Origin of the sequence: Streptomyces sp. NPDC049687, assembly GCF_044465285.1 — a bacterium.
GTDB lineage: Bacteria > Actinomycetota > Actinomycetes > Streptomycetales > Streptomycetaceae > Streptomyces.
Genome location: NZ_JBITLN010000003.1, coordinates 484,497 through 500,921, shown reverse-complemented (window position 1 = coordinate 500,921; position 16,425 = coordinate 484,497). Strand labels below are relative to the sequence as shown.

14 protein-coding genes are annotated in these 16,425 nt (G+C 73.5%); 3 read left to right on the top strand and 11 right to left on the bottom strand.

Annotation, left to right across the window (positions count from 1 at the left end):
* Window positions 1-1,212, bottom strand: coding sequence for a sensor histidine kinase (locus ACIBVL_RS12215; RefSeq protein WP_399096079.1), 1,212 nt, complete (start codon window positions 1,210-1,212; stop codon window positions 1-3).
* 39 nt (window positions 1,213-1,251) lie between these two features.
* Window positions 1,252-1,410 (bottom strand): hypothetical protein, encoded by a 159-nt coding sequence (locus ACIBVL_RS12210; protein WP_399096076.1) that lies wholly within the window; start codon window positions 1,408-1,410, stop codon window positions 1,252-1,254.
* Between the two features lie 137 nt (window positions 1,411-1,547).
* Between ACIBVL_RS12210 and ACIBVL_RS12205 the strand changes: the two genes are divergently transcribed.
* The 3 genes from ACIBVL_RS12205 to ACIBVL_RS12195 all read left to right on the top strand — a co-directional run bounded on the left by ACIBVL_RS12205 (window position 1,548) and on the right by ACIBVL_RS12195 (window position 5,267).
* A complete protein-coding gene (locus ACIBVL_RS12205; RefSeq protein ID WP_399096073.1) occupies window positions 1,548-2,048 on the top strand; it encodes a MarR family winged helix-turn-helix transcriptional regulator in 501 nt (166 codons plus the stop codon).
* Between the two features lie 262 nt (window positions 2,049-2,310).
* Window positions 2,311-2,616: a hypothetical protein gene (locus tag ACIBVL_RS12200; RefSeq protein WP_399096070.1), complete on the top strand. Its 306-nt coding sequence runs from the start codon at window positions 2,311-2,313 to the stop codon at window positions 2,614-2,616.
* 248 nt (window positions 2,617-2,864) lie between these two features.
* Entirely contained in the window at window positions 2,865-5,267 is a 2,403-nt protein-coding gene (locus tag ACIBVL_RS12195; RefSeq protein WP_399096067.1) for a hypothetical protein, read from the top strand.
* Window positions 5,268-5,347: 80 nt separating this feature from the next.
* On the opposite strand, the gene ACIBVL_RS12190 is transcribed toward ACIBVL_RS12195, so the two are convergent.
* The 9 genes from ACIBVL_RS12190 to ACIBVL_RS12150 all read right to left on the bottom strand — a co-directional run bounded on the left by ACIBVL_RS12190 (window position 5,348) and on the right by ACIBVL_RS12150 (window position 14,828).
* Window positions 5,348-5,788: a GtrA family protein gene (locus ACIBVL_RS12190; RefSeq protein ID WP_399096064.1), complete on the bottom strand. Its 441-nt coding sequence runs from the start codon at window positions 5,786-5,788 to the stop codon at window positions 5,348-5,350.
* Between the two features lie 169 nt (window positions 5,789-5,957).
* On the bottom strand, window positions 5,958-7,334 hold the full coding sequence (locus ACIBVL_RS12185) for an NADase-type glycan-binding domain-containing protein (protein ID WP_399096061.1): 1,377 nt from the start codon (window positions 7,332-7,334) through the stop codon (window positions 5,958-5,960).
* Complete coding sequence (locus ACIBVL_RS12180) at window positions 7,331-7,888, bottom strand: phage tail protein (protein ID WP_399096058.1); 558 nt, start codon at window positions 7,886-7,888, stop codon at window positions 7,331-7,333. The genes ACIBVL_RS12185 and ACIBVL_RS12180 overlap by 4 nt, the downstream gene beginning before the upstream one ends.
* Window positions 7,889-7,913: 25 nt before the next feature.
* On the bottom strand, window positions 7,914-9,872 hold the full coding sequence (locus ACIBVL_RS12175) for a putative baseplate assembly protein (RefSeq protein ID WP_399096055.1): 1,959 nt from the start codon (window positions 9,870-9,872) through the stop codon (window positions 7,914-7,916).
* Entirely contained in the window at window positions 9,872-10,330 is a 459-nt protein-coding gene (locus ACIBVL_RS12170) for a GPW/gp25 family protein (RefSeq protein WP_399096052.1), read from the bottom strand. The genes ACIBVL_RS12175 and ACIBVL_RS12170 overlap by 1 nt, the downstream gene beginning before the upstream one ends.
* Before the next feature lie 34 nt (window positions 10,331-10,364).
* Window positions 10,365-12,272, bottom strand: coding sequence for a VgrG-related protein (locus tag ACIBVL_RS12165; RefSeq protein WP_399096049.1), 1,908 nt, complete (start codon window positions 12,270-12,272; stop codon window positions 10,365-10,367).
* A complete protein-coding gene (locus ACIBVL_RS12160; protein WP_399096046.1) occupies window positions 12,272-12,997 on the bottom strand; it encodes a LysM peptidoglycan-binding domain-containing protein in 726 nt (241 codons plus the stop codon). Before ACIBVL_RS12160 ends, ACIBVL_RS12165 begins: the two co-directional genes overlap by 1 nt.
* A gap of 22 nt (window positions 12,998-13,019) precedes the next feature.
* Window positions 13,020-13,445, bottom strand: a complete 426-nt coding sequence (locus ACIBVL_RS12155) for a phage tail protein (protein ID WP_390845793.1) — start codon at window positions 13,443-13,445, stop codon at window positions 13,020-13,022.
* Between the two features lie 39 nt (window positions 13,446-13,484).
* The gene (locus ACIBVL_RS12150; RefSeq protein WP_399096042.1) at window positions 13,485-14,828 is read right to left on the bottom strand and encodes a hypothetical protein; all 1,344 of its coding nucleotides are present in this window, start codon (window positions 14,826-14,828) and stop codon (window positions 13,485-13,487) included.
* Window positions 14,829-16,425: the final 1,597 nt, after the last annotated feature.

Genomic DNA, 16,425 nt, shown 5'->3' with positions numbered 1-16,425 from the left:
TCAGACGGGGTGGGGCTCGTCGTTTCGGTGCTCTTCCCGTGGCGGCAGGGGCAGTTCGGTGACGACCTCGAAGCCGCCGTGCGGGCGGTGGCCGGTCCACACCCGGCCACCCGCCGAACGGGCCCGCTCACGCATCCCGATGAGGCCGTAGCCACCACTGCCGGCGGACCGCGGGCGCCGGGGCGGCACCCCGCCGTCGTCGGTGATCGCGAGCGCGAGCCGGTCGTCGGCGTAGACGAGCCGCACCCGCGCGGTGCCCGCGGCCGCGTGCTTGGTGACGTTGGTGAGGGCCTCCTGCACGATCCGGTACGCCGTGAGGTCCGCGCCGGCGGTCAGCGGGCGGGGCTCGCCCTCGGTGCTGACGGTGACCTCGAGCCCGGCGCCCCGGAAGGACGCGGCGAGTTCGGGGAGCTGGGCGAGACCGGGCCTGGGTTCCCTCGGCTTCCCGGCGGTGTCGTCGTCGGCCTGCCGCAACAGCCCGACCGTCGCCCTGAGCTCGCGCAGGGCCGAGGCCGTGGTGGAGGCCAGGTCGGCGGTGAGCCGGGCGGCCTCGTCAGGACGCGCGGGCAACTGCCGGGCCACCGCGCCCGCTTGGAGATGCGCCAGCACGAGGTGGTGGGCGACGACGTCGTGCAGGTCACGGGCGATGCGCATCCGCTCCTCGGTGACCCGGCGCCGCGCCTCCTCCTCCCGGGTGCGCTCGGCGTGCTCGGCCCGCGCCTGCACGGCGTCCAGGTAGGCGGCGCGCAGCCGGTTCACCGTGCCCAGGGAGGTCGGCAGCAGCAGCCAGGCGGCGGGTCCGAGCAGCTTGAGGACCAGGGGTTCGCCGGGCGGCCCGGCGATCAGCCCGGTACCGACCAGCAGCGCGATCCCGGTGAAGGCGTAGGTGTTGGCGGTCCGGCGGTCGGTGGTGGCGGCGAGGGAGTACAGGGCGAGCATCAGGGGCGCCAGCAGCAGCACGGTGAGCAGATACCCGAGCGCGGAGGCGGCGACCGCGCAGACGAGGGTGGCGAGGACCGCACGGCGAGGGTGCGTACGGCGCGGGATCAGCGCGGCGCAGGCGATCCCGCCGAGGACGACACCGGGCCACCACGGGACGCCCAGCTCCTGGCCGGGGAAGGTGACCACACTGCCGGGAAAAGAACAGGCGAAGAGTACGGCGCCGAGCACGGCATCGGCGGGGCGGGGGAGCCCGGGGGGCTGGGAGCTCATGGAGTGGGGGTCCTGTCGCTCAGGCCGGCAGCGGGGTCGTCACGGGTGGGCCACGTCCGTGGCGAGGGCCTGCCACAGCGGCATGACGGTCCACCTGGGCGGTGCGGCGAGGGACGGCCGTACAGGGGCCGGGCGGTGCTGGTGCGCGGGCCGGCGGCTGCGGGCCCTCCGGGCGGGGGCGATGGTGGCGTGCGACATGGTGGACGCTCCTGCGGGCGGCGACGATCTCTGCGTGTCATTGCTTGAGTTAGGCAACCATATGGGAGTTACTTAAGTCAAGCAACTACTGGCCCTGGATCTTGCTTGAGTTAGGCAAGTATCTGTACTGTGGGGTAATGACACCCTCGCCCTCCACCGCAGCGGTCCCGACCGACGTGATCGCGATCGAACGGGCCCTCACCCGCATCACGTACCTGGCCGGACGCGCGCGCCAGCACGACCGGCTGATGACCGTCGCCGGCCTCCCCCTGGACCGGGCCGCCGTGGCGATCCTGCGCCACCTCGCCGCGGACGAACTCCTGCGCCCCGGCGTGCTGGCCATCCGCCTCTCCGTGGAGGCCTCCCATGTCACCCGTCAGCTCAGGCAGTTGGAGAAGTCCGGCTATGTCAGCCGCGTCCCCGACCCGGAGGACCGACGGGCCCAGCTGATCCGACTCACCGAGGCGGGCCGGACCGCCGTGGACCGCATCCGGGACGCGGGCCTGCGCGGCATCCAGGCGGCCCTGCTGGACTGGGCCCCCGACGATCTGCACCGGCTGGCGGCGCTCTTCGAGCGACTGGTGGACGACTTCGTGACGCATGCGGAGGCCCCGGTCGACGGCTCGCCGACCGTCTGAGGCGGCGCTCGGGTCGAGGCCCATAACGGGCGGCAGTACGCTCGAAGGGCAACGGGAACACGGGAACGCCCGGTTCGAGAGGCGGCCATCATGAGCCGACGAGTTGCCAAGGCCCTGGCGGCGGCCGCCGTACGGGCGGCTACGACACCCGTCCCGGGATCCTCGCCGTGACGCTCGACGTGGACGTGAACCCCGTGACGGAAACCGCGCCGCAGAACGACCCCGCCCCGTTCCTGACGGACGATCACCAGGCGGCGGTGCCATGAGTGAACCCGGTCTGACCATCGCGTTGGAGGGGGGCTTTCGGCACCGGCACGTCGTCGTCTCCGTCGACGGCGGTGTCGTCCTCGACGAGCCCGATGTCCGGACCCGGACCCAGATCGGACTGGCCACGTCCGTCGATGTCGCCCTGCCGGAGGGCGAGCACGCCATCGGCGTCGAGATGGACGGATCCCACCGCCTCGACATCACGATCGACACGGCCGTCACCCGGGCGGTACGTGTCAGCGTCGCCGCCGACGGGAGTCTGAACGCCGTAGCAGGTGCCGACCGTCCCCGCTACCTCTGACCTCGGGTTGCAGCCGGTACCCGCCCGGTTTTGACTGAGGGGGTGGCCGCGTCGGACGGGCTCCCCCGCCTGTTGTCCGCGGCCACAGCACCGCCGGAATCCCGGCGAAGCCGCCATCGACCGTCAGCCGCACGGGGTTTCACCACGTCCGGATGCGTCCGTGACGTCTTCAACCGTTCAACGGTCCAGGTTTTCCGCTCCATCGAGCCTGCCCGTGCATCCCCGGTGAACCCCGACCAGGAGGAAGCATGACCACCCAGGAATCCAGCCGTTCCGGTGACTTCGACCAACTCGTCACCGCCGTCGCGGACCAGCTGTCCCGCCGACTGTCCCACGAGGAACAGGCCGGGTACGCGCAGCAGCCGGCCAGGGAGGCCGAGCTGACGCCACCGAGCCGACGCAGCGGGGTCTACGTCCGCGACAACCGCCCCCTCCCCGGCCCGGGCGGCGGGCAGGGAGCCGAGGAGCTGGCCGCGGTCGGCGAGACCGGAGCGGTCGGGACCGCCCGGGGCGGCCCGGCGGTGATGCCGGGCCTCGCGCCTCTGGGCAACGGAGAGCCCACCGCCCAGCAGCTGACAGCCGGCGAGACCACCCGCCAGCCCGAGACCGTACCGGCCGCCGCCGCATCGGGCGACTTCGAGGAACTGCGCGTCGACGTGGACGGCCCCGCGCCCACCATGACGGTGTCCGGAACCGTCTTCCGGCTCCTCGGCGGCAGGCTCACCTGGATCGCGAAGGTCACCAAGCAGCCGAACGGCTCGTACACCGGACCGATCGGGTATCGCGACGGCAACCCGGTCCTGCGCCCCGGCACCGCGATCAGACTGCGGCTGACCGGCACACCGCCGCTGCAGCAGATGGGCGCCCAGGTGACCTTCGTACGGCCCGACGCCCCCGACGAGGTCGTGCGCTACACCCATTTCACCCCGCACTTCCGCAAGGTGGGGATCGAGTTCGACCGTGTCGCCGGCGCGGTGCAGACCGACACCTACCGACTGCACGACCATCCCGTACGGCCGCCCGACCTGCCGGACGTCACCCTGAGCATCGAGGACGCCTTCACCCGCCAGGGGATCGACGTCAGGCGCACCGGGGGCGGCGACGAGATCCCGCTCTCGGAGGCCGTCAACGGCATCTGGTCCGACATCGAGATGCACGACGCGATGCAGCGGCACTGGTCCGAGTGGAAGCCCGGTCCCGGCGGCGAGGGCGTCGCGCAGTGGCAGGTGTGGACCCTGTTCGCAGGGCAGCACGACATCGGCCACGACCTCGGCGGCATCATGTTCGACGACATCGGCTCGGCTCAGCGCCAGGGCTGCGCGATCTTCACCGACTCCTTCATCTCGGATCCGCCGCAGAACGGCGACCCGGCGCCGGAGGCGTTCGTGCGCCGGATGCGCTTCTGGACGGCCGTGCACGAGATCGGTCACACCTTCAACCTCGCGCACTCCTGGGAGAAGGCGCTCGTCCCCGGCGCATCGTGGGTCCCCCTGGCGGACGAGCCCGACGCGCTCAGCTACATGAACTACCCGTTCATCTTCCCCAACGGCGGCACACAGGGCTTCTTCCGCGACTTCCGGTACTTCTTCTCGGAGGAGGAACTGCGCTTCCTGCGGCACGCCCCCGAACGCTTCGTGGAACAGGGCAACATCCCCTGGTTCGACCACCACGGCTTCCAGCGGGCGCGGAGCGCCGCCGCCGGGGGACCGCTCCAGCTCGCGCTGCGCGTCAGCCGGCAGGCCGACGCGCAGGGTGTGTACCGCTTCGGCATGCTGGAACCGGTGTTCGCCGAACTCAAGCTGACCAATGTCTCGACCACCCCCATGATGGTGGACCGCGACACGCTGGAGGGGGACGAGGTCAGCATCCTCGTCCAGCGCCAGGGTTCGAGCGAGGCCCGCGTCGTCCGGCCGTATCTCAGCTACTGCAGGCGGCCCGTCCCGGTGCTGCTCCAGCCGGGTGAGTCGCTGTACGCACCCGTCGTCCTCTCCTCCGGCCTCGGCGGCTGGCAGATCGACGAGCCCGGCGAGTACCGGGTGTACGCGGCGCTGCGGACCCCGTCCGAGGGGACCGCGCACTCCGCCACCGCCGGCGGGACCGGACAGATCCTCGCCGATCCGCTGCCCGTGCGGGTGCTGCGCCCGGTGAGCCGCGAGCACGAACGCCTGGCGGACGACGTGTACACCGACACCGTCGGACGCGTCCTGGCGCTGGGCGGCAGCCGGGTGCTCGACTACGCCAACGACGTCCTGCGCCAGACGATCGAGCGCGTTCCCGAGGAGCCGGTGGCCAAGCACGCGGCCGCCTGTCTGGCCACGGCCACGGCCATCCCCGGCAAGGTCCTCACCCGCACAGCGGAGGGCGGCGCGCGCATCGAACCCAGGAGCACCGACGTCGACGGCGGCCTCGAAATGGCACAGCGGGCCTACGGCGACCTCGACGCGGCGGCCGACACGTTCGGCCACATCCGCCTGACGCGAAGGATCGAGGCCACCGCCGGCGCCCTCGCCGAACAGGACCGGCACGACCCCGCCACCAACCTGCTGGACAGGCTCACCCAGACCCTGCGGGGCCGTGGGGTCGGACCGCAGTACGTACAGAAGGTGGAGAAGCTGAAGCAGCGCCTCACCCAGGACCGGGGCGCCAGGTAGCACCCCACCCCTGAACCCCGCGGGCCCACGCCGGTACACCGGACGTGGGCCCGCGCCGAGTGGCACTCGGGGACGTGGTGTCACGCCGTCGCCAGGGCGGGGTGCGGCAGGGCCACCCGGGCCGGGGCGGTCTTGTCGGCGGCCGTCGTGAAGACCACCAGGCGCAGGAGCAGGAAGCGGCCGGTTCCGGCCAGGGCCGAGGCGGTCAGGTAGACGAGTTGTTCTGTCAGCAGGGTGGGGGTCGGCTGGAGGGCGTGGAGGGTGAGGACGGCCACGCTGGTCGCCGCGTAGGCGACCGCCGCGGAGCCCGCCGACTGCCAGTGGCGGCGCCAGCCCGCTCGGCCGCCGGTGCGGAAGGTGAAGCGGGCGTGGAGTTCGGTGCACAGGAGCGTCGAGGCGATGGTGATGACGGCGTTCGCCAGGGTCCAGGGCATCAGGGTGGCGAGTCCGGGGACCGCGAGGCCGCACAGGACTCCGGTGCCGCCGCCGAAGACGACGAAGCGGATGAAGGAGGCGAACACGGGGGGTCCTTCCGCAGCGGGTGGGGCTTTCCGGCACTTCCATTGCTTAACTCAGGCAACTATAAATCTATTGCTTGAGTTACGCAAGCAAGTTCCCCGAGGTCGGAAGGAGCCGGGGCATGAAGAAGCCGGCCGCGTCACCCCCTCGCGGCCGGCTGCCCCTCCGTCGTCAGGACGCGTTGGCGCTCGACGGGCCGAAGAACTCGATCTCGGCGATCGCCACCTGCTTGCTGGCGGAGGCCCCGTACGCCGACTCGATCGTGAAGCGGACCTTGGTGACCTCGCCCACCCGGAACTTGCGACGCTGGCCGCCCGCCTGCTGGTCGAGGACGAGGTCGCGGGTCGTGGTCGTGCCGTCCTTCAAGGTGATCGTCGCCTTGACGCGGTGCGGCAGGGCCGACTCGGTGAGCTGGTCGGCGCGGGTAGAGGTGCCCGAGGTGATGATCAGGTCGAGCAGGCGGGTCGGCTCGTTGAAGCGGGCCTCGATCCACTGGCCCTCGCCGCCCTGCGAGACCCCCGGACCCCACCAGGTGTTGTTGATCTTGTCGAAGGTCAGGTCCGGCTTGTGGCCGGGGTAGGAGCGGGACGCCGCGAAGGTGTCCGGGGAGACCGCCGCCCGCTTGGCGAAGTGATCCTTCGTGGCCTGGATGGCGGCCGGGGTCTTCATCCCGACGATGATCAGTCCGGTGAGGACGGCCGCCGCCACCACCCAGGTCAGGATGCGGTCGAAGGTGCGGCGGAGCCGGGGGCGGTCCCCGGCCCACGGGGTCTCGCCGCCCCGGCCGAACAGGCGCCGCCACCACGGCAGACGGACCGAGGAGCGGTCCTCCAGGGTCATCGGCATCGCACAGCGCGCGCAGTAGTGCCGGTCCGGGCGGTTCGGGGTGGCGCACCAGGGGCAGGCGACGCCGTGCTCCTCGCCCTGGACCGGGCCCGGCGCGCGTACCTGCGGGCGGTCCGCCACCGGGACGCCCGGCAGCACCGGGGCCACGGAGGGGGGTGCGGCGGGCGCGGGCGCCTCCGGTTCGGTGACGGGGACGAGGAGGGAACGGGCCCGGGCGGCCATCGTGTCGCCGAGGGCGGGGGTGGGGGTGGTGGGGGCCGTTCCGTCGTCCGCGGCGGCGGCGGCCGGTTCCGGGGTGGGCGTCGTGTCCGGGGGAAGTGCGGGGAGCGGGGTTTCCGTGGTGTCCTCGTCGTCGTCCGAAGTGTCGGTGTCGGTGTCGGTGTCGTCGTCGGCGGTGGGCGCGGGGGCCGGGTCCTCGTCGTCGTCCCGGGCGCGCGTCGAGATGTCCGGCGCCGCCGTCACCACCGGCGTGCCGGAAGACGAGCCGGAGGAGGCACGGGACGCGCCACCCGGTTCCGGTCCCGAACCGCCGGACGCGGGCGCGGAAGAGCCGGCACCGGCACCGGAGGACACCGGAGCCGCTGCCGTCGCGGCCCTCGCCGGGGCCCGGTCCGTCCAGCTCAGTACGGCTCCGCACCCGTCGCAGAAGGACTGGCCGGGTTCCGCCCGGGTGCCGCACTCGGCGCAGTTCTGGGTGGTCATCTCTCCGGGATCCTTTCGGCGACGGTCACCTTGACCGTGTACGGCATGTGGGCGGGGCGGGCGGCGGCCACGAGGGCGTCCAGGCGGTGCTGGTCCGCCGGACCGGGGTCGGGCAGGCGGAGCGTGACGTGCAGGTGGGGGCGGGCGTCGCCGGGGAACGGGCCGAGGGGGCGGGCGCTCCAGGCCGAGCCGCCGCTCTCCTCGATCTCCGGCTCCACACCGAAGGCGAGTCGGATCGCCTCGGACAGGCCTCGGCGGGTCCCGCGCACCCGGTGCAGGTACGCGGCCGCCGCGACCGCGGCCCGCAGCCTCGGCTCCGGTTCCGTGCCGTCGGTCTCCGCGCCGACCCAGCCCGACAGCCAGCGGGTGAAGTCGACCGGGGCGAGGGCCGGGTCGAAGTAGGCGGGCAGACAGTCCAGGACGTTGAGGATGGGCGCGATGACCTCGTCCAGGCCGGCGACGAAGCGCTGCGCCAGGTCGTCGTCGGCGAAGACGGCCGGCAGCATCGCGCCGATCGGGGAGGAGGAGCCGAGCCCGTCGACCGAGCCCCTCATCGGACACCCTCCTTCATACGGACGTTCACGCGCCGTCTCCGATCACGCGCACCCGGTGGTCGTAGGAGAACACCAGGGCCGGCGCGGACAGGTCGATGCGGTCGGTCGCCTCGCCGCGCTTGCCCGTCAGGGGGTCCGCGGGGTGCAGGATGACCTGGTCGACGAGCTCGACCCCGGGGACGCGTTGCAGTACGGCGAAGACCTCGCCGGACTGCACCGGGCGGCCGAACGGCCAGCCCTTGCCGTCCGCGCCGCCGGTCAGCGGGTCGAGGTGGCGGTAGAGGGCGTCGTGGGCCTGGCGGCGGACGCGGTCCGTGTCGACGCCCCGGAAGGCGTGCACCGTCGCCACGACCGTCACGCCCTGGTAGTACGGGGGGCCCACCGCCAGCCTCGTGCCGATCAGGCGGCGTTCGTCCAGGTGGCGCATGATGCGGTCCAACAGGGAGTCGCCGGGGACGAGTTGCTCGAAGCGGAGGCGGCCGCCGGGATCGGGGACGGCCTGGGGGACCACCAGGACCCGTACGGCGTACGAACCGTGCTCGTCGGGCTCGCCCTCCAGGCACGTGATACGGGCCGTCTCCGGAGCCGCGCGGCGGGCCAGCTCCTCGTAGTCGCGCAGGGTCACCGCCCTCTCCTGGGCGCGCAGGGTGATCGGCGCCCGGAGTTTCGCCTCCTCCACCGTCTCGCCGTCGACGCCGCCGCGCGCGGCCTCCCGGTTGACGACCTCCGAGACGTACGGCACCGAGGTGCGGAGCACCTGCACCGCGCCCCTGGCCACATTGCCCGCCCTGCCGCCGCCGGTGCGGTAGCGGCGGGCGCGGATGACCGCGCCCTTGGGGGCCACGGCGCCGTACTGGCGCAGACGGCCGTCGGGTTCGCGGACGGACGGGCCGAAGGCGATCTCACCGGTGGCCGCGTCGAGGGTGACATGGCGGTCGCGCGGGCCGGACGCGGCGAAGTGGGGGACCACCTGCCAGTCGAGCCAGCCCTCGTGCTCGGCGGTCTGCAGCAGCAACGGCGGGTCGTCTCCCACGACCGGCGCGTGGGCGAGGTGGAGGCGCTGGCCGGGCAGGCCCGTCGACTCGCCGAGGGCCTCGTCGTAGATCGTCTCGGCGTGGACGGCGGGGGCGGTGCCGCCGACCGTGAAGGCCTCGGCCGAGCGGAGGGTGGGGGAGAGGGTGTAGAACGGCTGGCCGGGGAGGGGTTCGGTGACGCGGCAGCGCAGCCAGCCGGCCTCCTGGCCGCCGGAGCGGGACAGCACGTGCCCGCCGGGGACGTGCAGGACGACCTCGCCGGGGCGGTTGAGGCCGCCGGTGCCGTCGCGGTCGACCTCGCAGGGCTGCCAGCCGTCCTCCGTCCACGCCTCCCAGACGAGCGGGGGCTGGCGGGGGTCGACGCCGACGCCGTCGACGCGGCTGTCGAGTTCGAGGGCGACCGCGCAGTGCGGGACGGCGGCGCTCAGGCCGAGGAGCATGCAGTCGCCCGGGCGCGGGGCCTCGGCGAAGCAGAGCACGTCCTTGCCCTCGGCGAGATCGGTGGTGACGTCGGTGACCGGCTCGCCCTGGTGCTGGACGACCAGATGTCCCAACGAGGAGGGGACCACGGCGAGTTCGCGTTCCGTCGCGAAGACGACCGCCTCCTCGCTCTCCGTGCGGACCGTCGCCACCTCGGTGCCGGTCGGCAGCAGGATCGTCTCCTCCTGGGGCGCGGACAGCCAGAAGGTCACGTCCGTGCGGGCCGCCGACGGCGGGAAGAGACGGATGCCGACCAGGTCCAGGAAGGCCAGGTGGTTCTTGTCCGGGACGCGGTTGAGGCGGTAGACGATCTGGTCGGCCATGTGGGCGACCGTCTCGACGAGCGTGACACCCGGGTCGGAGACGTTGTGGTCGGTCCACTCCGGAGCGCGCTGCTGGATGTAGCGCTTGGCGTCGTCGACGAACTGCTGGAAGCGGCGGTCGTCCAGGTTGGGGGAGGGCAGGGCCATCAGCGGTCGCTTTCAGGAGCCGGACCGGAGACCGGGCCGGAGGCCGGACCGGAGGAGTCCGGCTCGTCGTGGGACGGGATGACGTAGAAGGGGAAGACGAGACTGCGCGGATTGTTGGTCCCGCGGATCGAGTAGCGGACGTCGATCCAGAGCACGCCCTGCTCGGCGCCGGCCGTGACCTCGACGTCGTTGACCTCGATGCGTGGCTCCCAGCGGTCCAGGCTGGTGTACACCTCGTGCTGGATACGGCCGGCCGTCGCCTCGTTGACCGGGGCGAAGACCAGGTCGTGGATGGCGCAGCCGTACTCCGGGCGCATGGGACGCTCGCCCGGCGCGGTGGCGAGGATCAGCCGGATGGCCTCCTCGATCTCGCGCTCGCCGCTGACCAGGGCGATGCCTCCGGTGGGCCCGATGCGCAGGGGAAACGCCCAGCCGGACCCGACGAACTGTTCGGCCATCAGACGGCCACCCTCCTGAGGAAATGCCCGGCCATCACGGGATCGGGTACGGCTTGTTGTTGACCATCACCACGCCCTGCAGCAGGAGGGTGGCGGCCCGGATGCCGACATTGGCGGTGGCGTTGACCTGGATGGTGCCGCCCGCGTTGACGGTCGCGGCGCCGCCCGCCTTGAGGCTGAGCGCTCCGAGGGCGTCCACGTTCACCACGCTCGACAGCGACTTGACGTTGACCGGGCCAGTGCCACGGATGTCGAGCATGCCGCCGCTCTTGATGGTGAGCTTGCGGCCCGCGCTGAGCGTGAGTTCGGTGCCGGCCTCGACGGACACCGAACGGCTGCCCGTGATCTTGACGGTGCCCTTGCTGTCGACGGTGATCTCCGTCTTCGTACGGTCCAGGTTGATGACGAGCCTGTCGTCGCCGGAGGTGACGCGGACGCCCTGCTTGCGGCCGCCGGTCTTCTGGCTGAGCAGGTCGACGCGGTTGCCGTCGCGGTCGGAGAGGGTGTGCCGGGCCGCGCGGCGGCGGGCGCCGTCGTGCAGCGGCACGTCCTTCACCGGGGTCGGTTTGTCCCTGCCGTTGTAGAGGCCGCCGATGACGTACGGGTGGTCCAGGGCGCCCCGGTCGAAGGCGACCAGCACCTCGTCGCCCACGTCGAGCGGGAAGATGGACCCGCCGTCCTTGCCGCCCCACTGCATGACCCGGGTCCAGTCGCTGACGTAGACGTCGTCGAGCCAGGGGAACTGGAGCTTCACCCGCCCCTGCCTGAGCGGGTCCTGGATGTCGGTGACGAGGGCGTTGGTGGTGCCGGGCAGGCTGAGGCCGTTCTGCGCGCTGCCGCCCCCCGACGCGAGCCCGTAGAGGGACCGCCACTGCCTGCCGCTGACGGTCACCCAGGCCTCGTAGTGCTTTCCGTCGCCGAAGACGTGGCGTACGGAGGTGGCGGTGTACTTGCCCTCGAAGGGCGCGCCGACATCGGCGAGGGTGACGGGCAGGCCCGGGCGGAGCTTCGGCGTGCCGCGCGCGATGACCTCCAGCTCGGCGAAGGAGCCGGTGACGTCGTCGGCGAGGGCCTCGGCGGCGAACCTCACCTCCGACTGACGGTCGTACGGCGTCTGCGCGTCGACCAGTGTGGTGGGCTTGAACTTGGCGGAGGCCTCGCCGGGGGTGGTACCGATCTTGATGCCGGGGTTGGTGGTGGCGGGCGCGGTCGCGGTCAGCGTCTTCTTGGTGGTGACGTCCCAGCCGCGCGCCTCGACACGGGCGACCTGCTCGGCGGAGGTGACGGCGGCGCGCAGCCGGAGGATGTCGGTGCCGGCCTCGAGGACGTACGGGCTCTTCTCACCGGGGGTGGAGGTGGGCGGCGCCCCGGAGGCGGGGTCCGGCTTGACGAACTGGAACTTCCCCTTCGCGTCGACGGACATGACCATCTCGTTCTCGTCGGCGAGACGGGCGAGGAAGTCCCAGTCGGTGACGTTGGCCTGGCTGATGAACTCGTAGACGGTCTTGGTGGACTGGATCTTCCCGACGGGCACGCCCGCCCCCGCGGCCAGTTTGCGGGCGATGTCCGAGGCGCTCTGGTTGCGGTACGCGGCGATACGGCGCTGGCGCATCAGGCGGTGCCCCGCGTCGTAGCCCCGGATCACGGTGAAGGAGCCGGTGCCGTCGTAGTCGGCCTCCAGGCCGCAGACCTCGCCGGTGAGGAGGGGGTCGCCGGCGCCCTGGCCGTCGGCGATGGGCGTGAGGACGACAGGAGTGCCGAACTTGACGCCCAGCTTGCCGAGGACGAGGTGGTAGGGGTCGCGGAAGGTCAGCCGGAAGGAGGCCGGCACACCGAGCCCTTGATCCACCCAGCCCTCCACGAGCATGGGGGCGAAGTCGGGGGGCAGGGGCCTGCCGCCGAGGGTGACCTTGATGATGCTGGAGAAGGCGGTCGCCACCATCAGTAGCGCACCTCCCCGGCGGCCGGGAGGATGAGTTCGATCCCGGTGGGCAGCCGGGTGGGGTCGTCGATGCCGTTGGCCTCGGCGATGGCCCGCCAGGCGGTCGAGTCGCCGTACTCGCGCCAGGCGAGGGACTGCAGCGAGTCGCCCGCCACGACCCGGTGCACACGCTGGGCGGTGAGGGCGCCGGAGGTGGGGTTCTGGCCCTTGGTCTTGCTGGGGATCTCGTGCAGCCGGACCTGACAGGTGGCGCGGATGGGCACACCGGTCGTGCCGAACAGCGAGTACGTCACGTCGACACTGCTGACGTAGGCGGTGAAGTGCACGGTGGAGAAGGAGCCCCACTGGAAGACCACCCAGGGGGGCGAGGGCTGGTTCGCCGCGATGCTGCCGGTGGTGACCTCGCAGCAGTCGAAGAGCGACTCCACCTTCTGCATGACGGTGTTGCTGTCCGGCTCGTCGGAGGAGTCCAGGAAGATCTCCACGCTCATCTCGCGGGGCTCCGGACCCATGAACTCCGGCTTGGATCCGTCGCGGACGGCGGCGGTGGGGGTCACCTTCCACAGGGCCCGGCGGGCGACCTGAAGCTGCGCCGGGTTGAACTCGAACGCGAAGGATTTCCGCAGCCCGCCCGGTGTGGTGCTGGTGCCGACCGGCGGTTCGTGGATCGAGAGCGTCGCGCGGACCAGGCTCTTGCCGGCGCCGCTCCTGCTGCCCTTGGCCATGACGTTGTGTCCTCTCCCCGGCCTAGTCGGTGAATCCGTGGTGGGTGATCTCCAGGACCTCCGTGGCGACGCCCGGGTTCGCGGGGTCGAGGGAGGGGCCCTGCCAGCTGACCGGCAGGACGTCGATCAGGCCCCAGCGGGCGACCTCCGAGCCGTCGGCCCGCAGCGCCGCGATCTGCGCGGTGGGGCGGGTCACGCCGGTCGTGATCGAGGAGATCCACTTGGCGACCTTGGCGGTGTCCGGGGTGAGCGGGCGGGTCAGCCTGATGTTGGAGAACGTGACGCGGGAGGGGAGCGCCCAGACGAAGCCGTTGTTGCCGCCCTCCTGGCGGTGCTCGATCTCCACCTGGGAGGACAGTCCCTCGCACCCGTTGAAGTAACCGAGGCTCTCGCCGTCGATGGTCAGGGTGAAGAAGATGGTGGAGCCCGGGTCGAGATCGCGGGACATCGAGGGGTCTGGCCTTTCTGGGGGCGCCTGTTCGGGGCGTCAGTGACGGGGGTCGCGGAGTCTGCCGATCCGTTCGCGGTCCAGGCGGAGTTCGGTGCGCAGGAGGCGGGTGATGCGGCCGGTCAGGCGGTGGGTCAGTTCGTCCAGTTGGAAGTCGGTGAGGGCGCGGGGGTCGAAGCCGGGGGGCGGTGGGGTCTCCGGGGTGTCGGAGGTGTCGGGGGTGGAGGTGGGGCGGGCGTGGGCGGTGGGGGGCGGCTTGGGTGGGGTCCGGGACGCGGCCGGGAGTGGCGGGGCCTGGCGTCGTTGGACGACGGGGGTCGCTGCGGGTGCCGGCGGCGTGGGGGGTGGTGCCGGGTGTGGCAAGGGTGATGGTGCGGTGGGGGGTTGGGGCGTGGCGAGGGGCGGGGTGCTGAGGGTGGTGGGGCGGGGCTTGACCACGGGGACGGGGTCCGTGCCGGGCGCGGTGCGGCGCAGGGGTACCGGGGTGGTGACCGCGCGGCGCTGGACGGGGGTGGCGGGGGTGGCCGGCCGTGGGGTCGGCAGCGGTGGCACGGGGAGCGGGACGGCTCGCTGAACGACCGCCGGAGCGGGGGCGGTTGGCGTGGACGGCGGTGCGGGGGCGGGGTCGGCGGGGGCGGTGCTTCGGGCGACGTTGAGCAGGGGCGCTTCTGTGGGAAGGGCGGGGAGAGGGGCGCCCAGGAGGGGGCGGGCGGCGGGCGTGGCGGGTTGCGGCGCGCGCTGGACGAGGGGGGCGTGCGGGGTGGTGGTCGTCGGCTTGAGGGGGGCGCCCAGGCCTGTACGACGCCGGGGGGATGCCGGGGTGTCCGCGGGGGCGTCGGTGCGCCGAGGTGAGGACGGCGGGACCGGGGCGGGAGTGGTTGAGGGGGCCGTACTCGCTGCGGGTGCGCGCCGGACGCCGGGCACCGCCGGCGCGGTGGAGGTGTCGGCTGCCGGGGGGACGGGCACGGTGGCGTCGGGGACGGCTCGCTGGATCACGGGCGCGGGCGCGGACGGGGCCGGTGTGGTGGGGGTCTGCCGTTGCGGGGGTGCCTGCCCGGCCGGGCGTGTGGGCGCGGAGGCGGGGCCGCTCGGCATGGTGTCCTGCTGGGGTCCGCGTACGGCTCGCTGGACGGTGTGGCCGGTGGACGCCGCGCTCGTGGGCGCGGGCGTGCCGCCGGGTGTGCCGGTGGTGTTCGCCGTGGCGGTCCTGGCGGGGGTGGAGGGTGCCGTGGCGCGCTGCACCGGGGTCGGGGAAGCGGCTGTGGTCGCGTCCTGTGTACGGGCGTCCTGGTGCCGGGGCGCGGCGGGTGCCGGGGGTGTGGGCTCAGGGGTGGCGTCGGCCTGGGCGGAGGCGTTCTGCCGGCGTGCGGTGGCCCGCTGCACGGGAGGCGTGGGCGCGGGGGTGTTCCGCTGCGGTGGGACGGCTCGCTGGGCGGGGTGTGCGGGACCGACTGCTGTGGACGTGGTGTCGGGCCTGCCCTGGTGCGAGGGCAGGGCTCGCTGGACCGGGTGCGTGGGGGCGGCCGCCCGCGACGTGGCCGTGGACGTGCGGGTGTCCCGGCCCGGGTGTTGGGCCTCGGGCGTCGCGGCCGTGGGCGCGGATGCGTGACCCGGCGTACGCGAAACCGTCCGCTGGACCGGGAGTTCGGGGGAGGGCGGGGCAGACGGCGGGGGCGCGGCGGGGTCGGACACCGACCGTTGGACGGGGTGCCCGCCGGAAGGGGCGGGCACCCCGCCGGCCGCTCCCGGCGGGGGAACCGGGGCGGCCACCGCCACCGGGCCTGGACCCGGCGCGGGTTCCTTGCCGGACGCCGGCCGGTCGCCGTCGGTGTCCGTGCCCCGGGGCGCGGCCGGAGCCGGGGCGGACGGGAGACGGGCGGGCAGCGTACGCCGCTGCACAGGGGCCGGGGCCGATCTGGTCAGGGGAATGGCGGGCGACATCGGACGCGGCGCCGCAGGGGACACGCGGATGCCCCGCGCCGGGGTGGCCGACGGCCGGGACACGGGGTCCGCCGGGCGCCGTTGCGCGACCGCGAGCGGGGTGGGTGACCCGGCCGGGCGCGACGGTGCGGCTCCCGGCCGGGACGGATGTGCGGCTGAGACCGACGGCACGGCTCCCGGCGCGGTCGGGAGCGAGGCCGACGGTGACGCCGGTGGCCGGCTCGGGTGCGACGGCGTGGACACCGGCGACGACGGCGACATGCCCGGACGTGGGGACACGGCCCCGGGCCGGGCCGGAGTGGACACCGGCGGGGTCGGAGTGGATCCCGGCAGGGCCGATACGGCTCGTTGCAGGGTCGGCGCGGCGCCTGGGAGCGTCGGGGCAGCACCCGGAAGGGAAGGCGCGGCGCCGGGCGAGGAGGGTGTGGCTCCCGGCGGGGCGGGTGTGGCTCCAGGCAGGGAGGGTGTGGCTCCCGGCAGGGACGGTCCCGCGCCCGGTACGGCGGGTGCGGCGCCGGGCGGGCTGGTCGCCAGGCCCGGCAGCGCGGAGGTGGCTCGTTGCAGGGTTGGTGTGGCCCCCGCAGGACTCGGCGCGGTCCCCGGCCGGGGCGGCGCGGTTCCCGGTCGGGTCGGAGTGGCGCTCGGCAGGGAAGGCGCGGCGCCCGGCACGGCGGGTGCGGCGGCCTGCGGGCTGGTTGGCAGGCCCGGCAGGGAGGGTGTGGCGCCGGGCAGGGACGCTGGGGCACCCGGTACGGCGGATGTGGCGCCCTGTCCGCCGGTTGCGAGGCCGGGCAGCGCGGAGGTGGCTCGTTGCAGGGTTGGTGTGGCTCCCGCAGGAGTCGACGTGGTCCCGGGCCGGGTCGGCGCGGTTCCCGGTCGGGTCGGAGTGGCGCTCGGCAGGGAAGGCGCGGCGCCGGGCGGGCTGGTCGTCAGGCCGGGCAGGGCGGAGGTGGCTCGTTGCAGGGTTGGTGTGGCTCCCGCAGGAGTCGACGTGGTCCCGGGCCGGGTCGGCGCGGTTCCCGGTCGGGTCGGAGTGGCG

Bases quoted from the DNA above. Each gene is read 5' to 3' on its own strand.
- ACIBVL_RS12215 (WP_399096079.1), bottom strand. From the start codon at position 1,212: ATGAGCTCCCAGCCCCCCGGGCTCCCCCGCCCCGCCGATGCCGTGCTC.
- ACIBVL_RS12210 (WP_399096076.1), bottom strand. From the start codon at position 1,410: ATGTCGCACGCCACCATCGCCCCCGCCCGGAGGGCCCGCAGCCGCCGG.
- ACIBVL_RS12205 (WP_399096073.1), top strand. From the start codon at position 1,548: ATGACACCCTCGCCCTCCACCGCAGCGGTCCCGACCGACGTGATCGCG.
- ACIBVL_RS12200 (WP_399096070.1), top strand. From the start codon at position 2,311: ATGAGTGAACCCGGTCTGACCATCGCGTTGGAGGGGGGCTTTCGGCAC.
- ACIBVL_RS12195 (WP_399096067.1), top strand. From the start codon at position 2,865: ATGACCACCCAGGAATCCAGCCGTTCCGGTGACTTCGACCAACTCGTC.
- ACIBVL_RS12185 (WP_399096061.1), bottom strand. From the start codon at position 7,334: ATGACCACCCAGAACTGCGCCGAGTGCGGCACCCGGGCGGAACCCGGC.
- ACIBVL_RS12180 (WP_399096058.1), bottom strand. From the start codon at position 7,888: ATGAGGGGCTCGGTCGACGGGCTCGGCTCCTCCTCCCCGATCGGCGCG.
- ACIBVL_RS12175 (WP_399096055.1), bottom strand. From the start codon at position 9,872: ATGGCCCTGCCCTCCCCCAACCTGGACGACCGCCGCTTCCAGCAGTTC.
- ACIBVL_RS12170 (WP_399096052.1), bottom strand. From the start codon at position 10,330: ATGGCCGAACAGTTCGTCGGGTCCGGCTGGGCGTTTCCCCTGCGCATC.
- ACIBVL_RS12165 (WP_399096049.1), bottom strand. From the start codon at position 12,272: ATGGTGGCGACCGCCTTCTCCAGCATCATCAAGGTCACCCTCGGCGGC.
- ACIBVL_RS12160 (WP_399096046.1), bottom strand. From the start codon at position 12,997: ATGGCCAAGGGCAGCAGGAGCGGCGCCGGCAAGAGCCTGGTCCGCGCG.
- ACIBVL_RS12155 (WP_390845793.1), bottom strand. From the start codon at position 13,445: ATGTCCCGCGATCTCGACCCGGGCTCCACCATCTTCTTCACCCTGACC.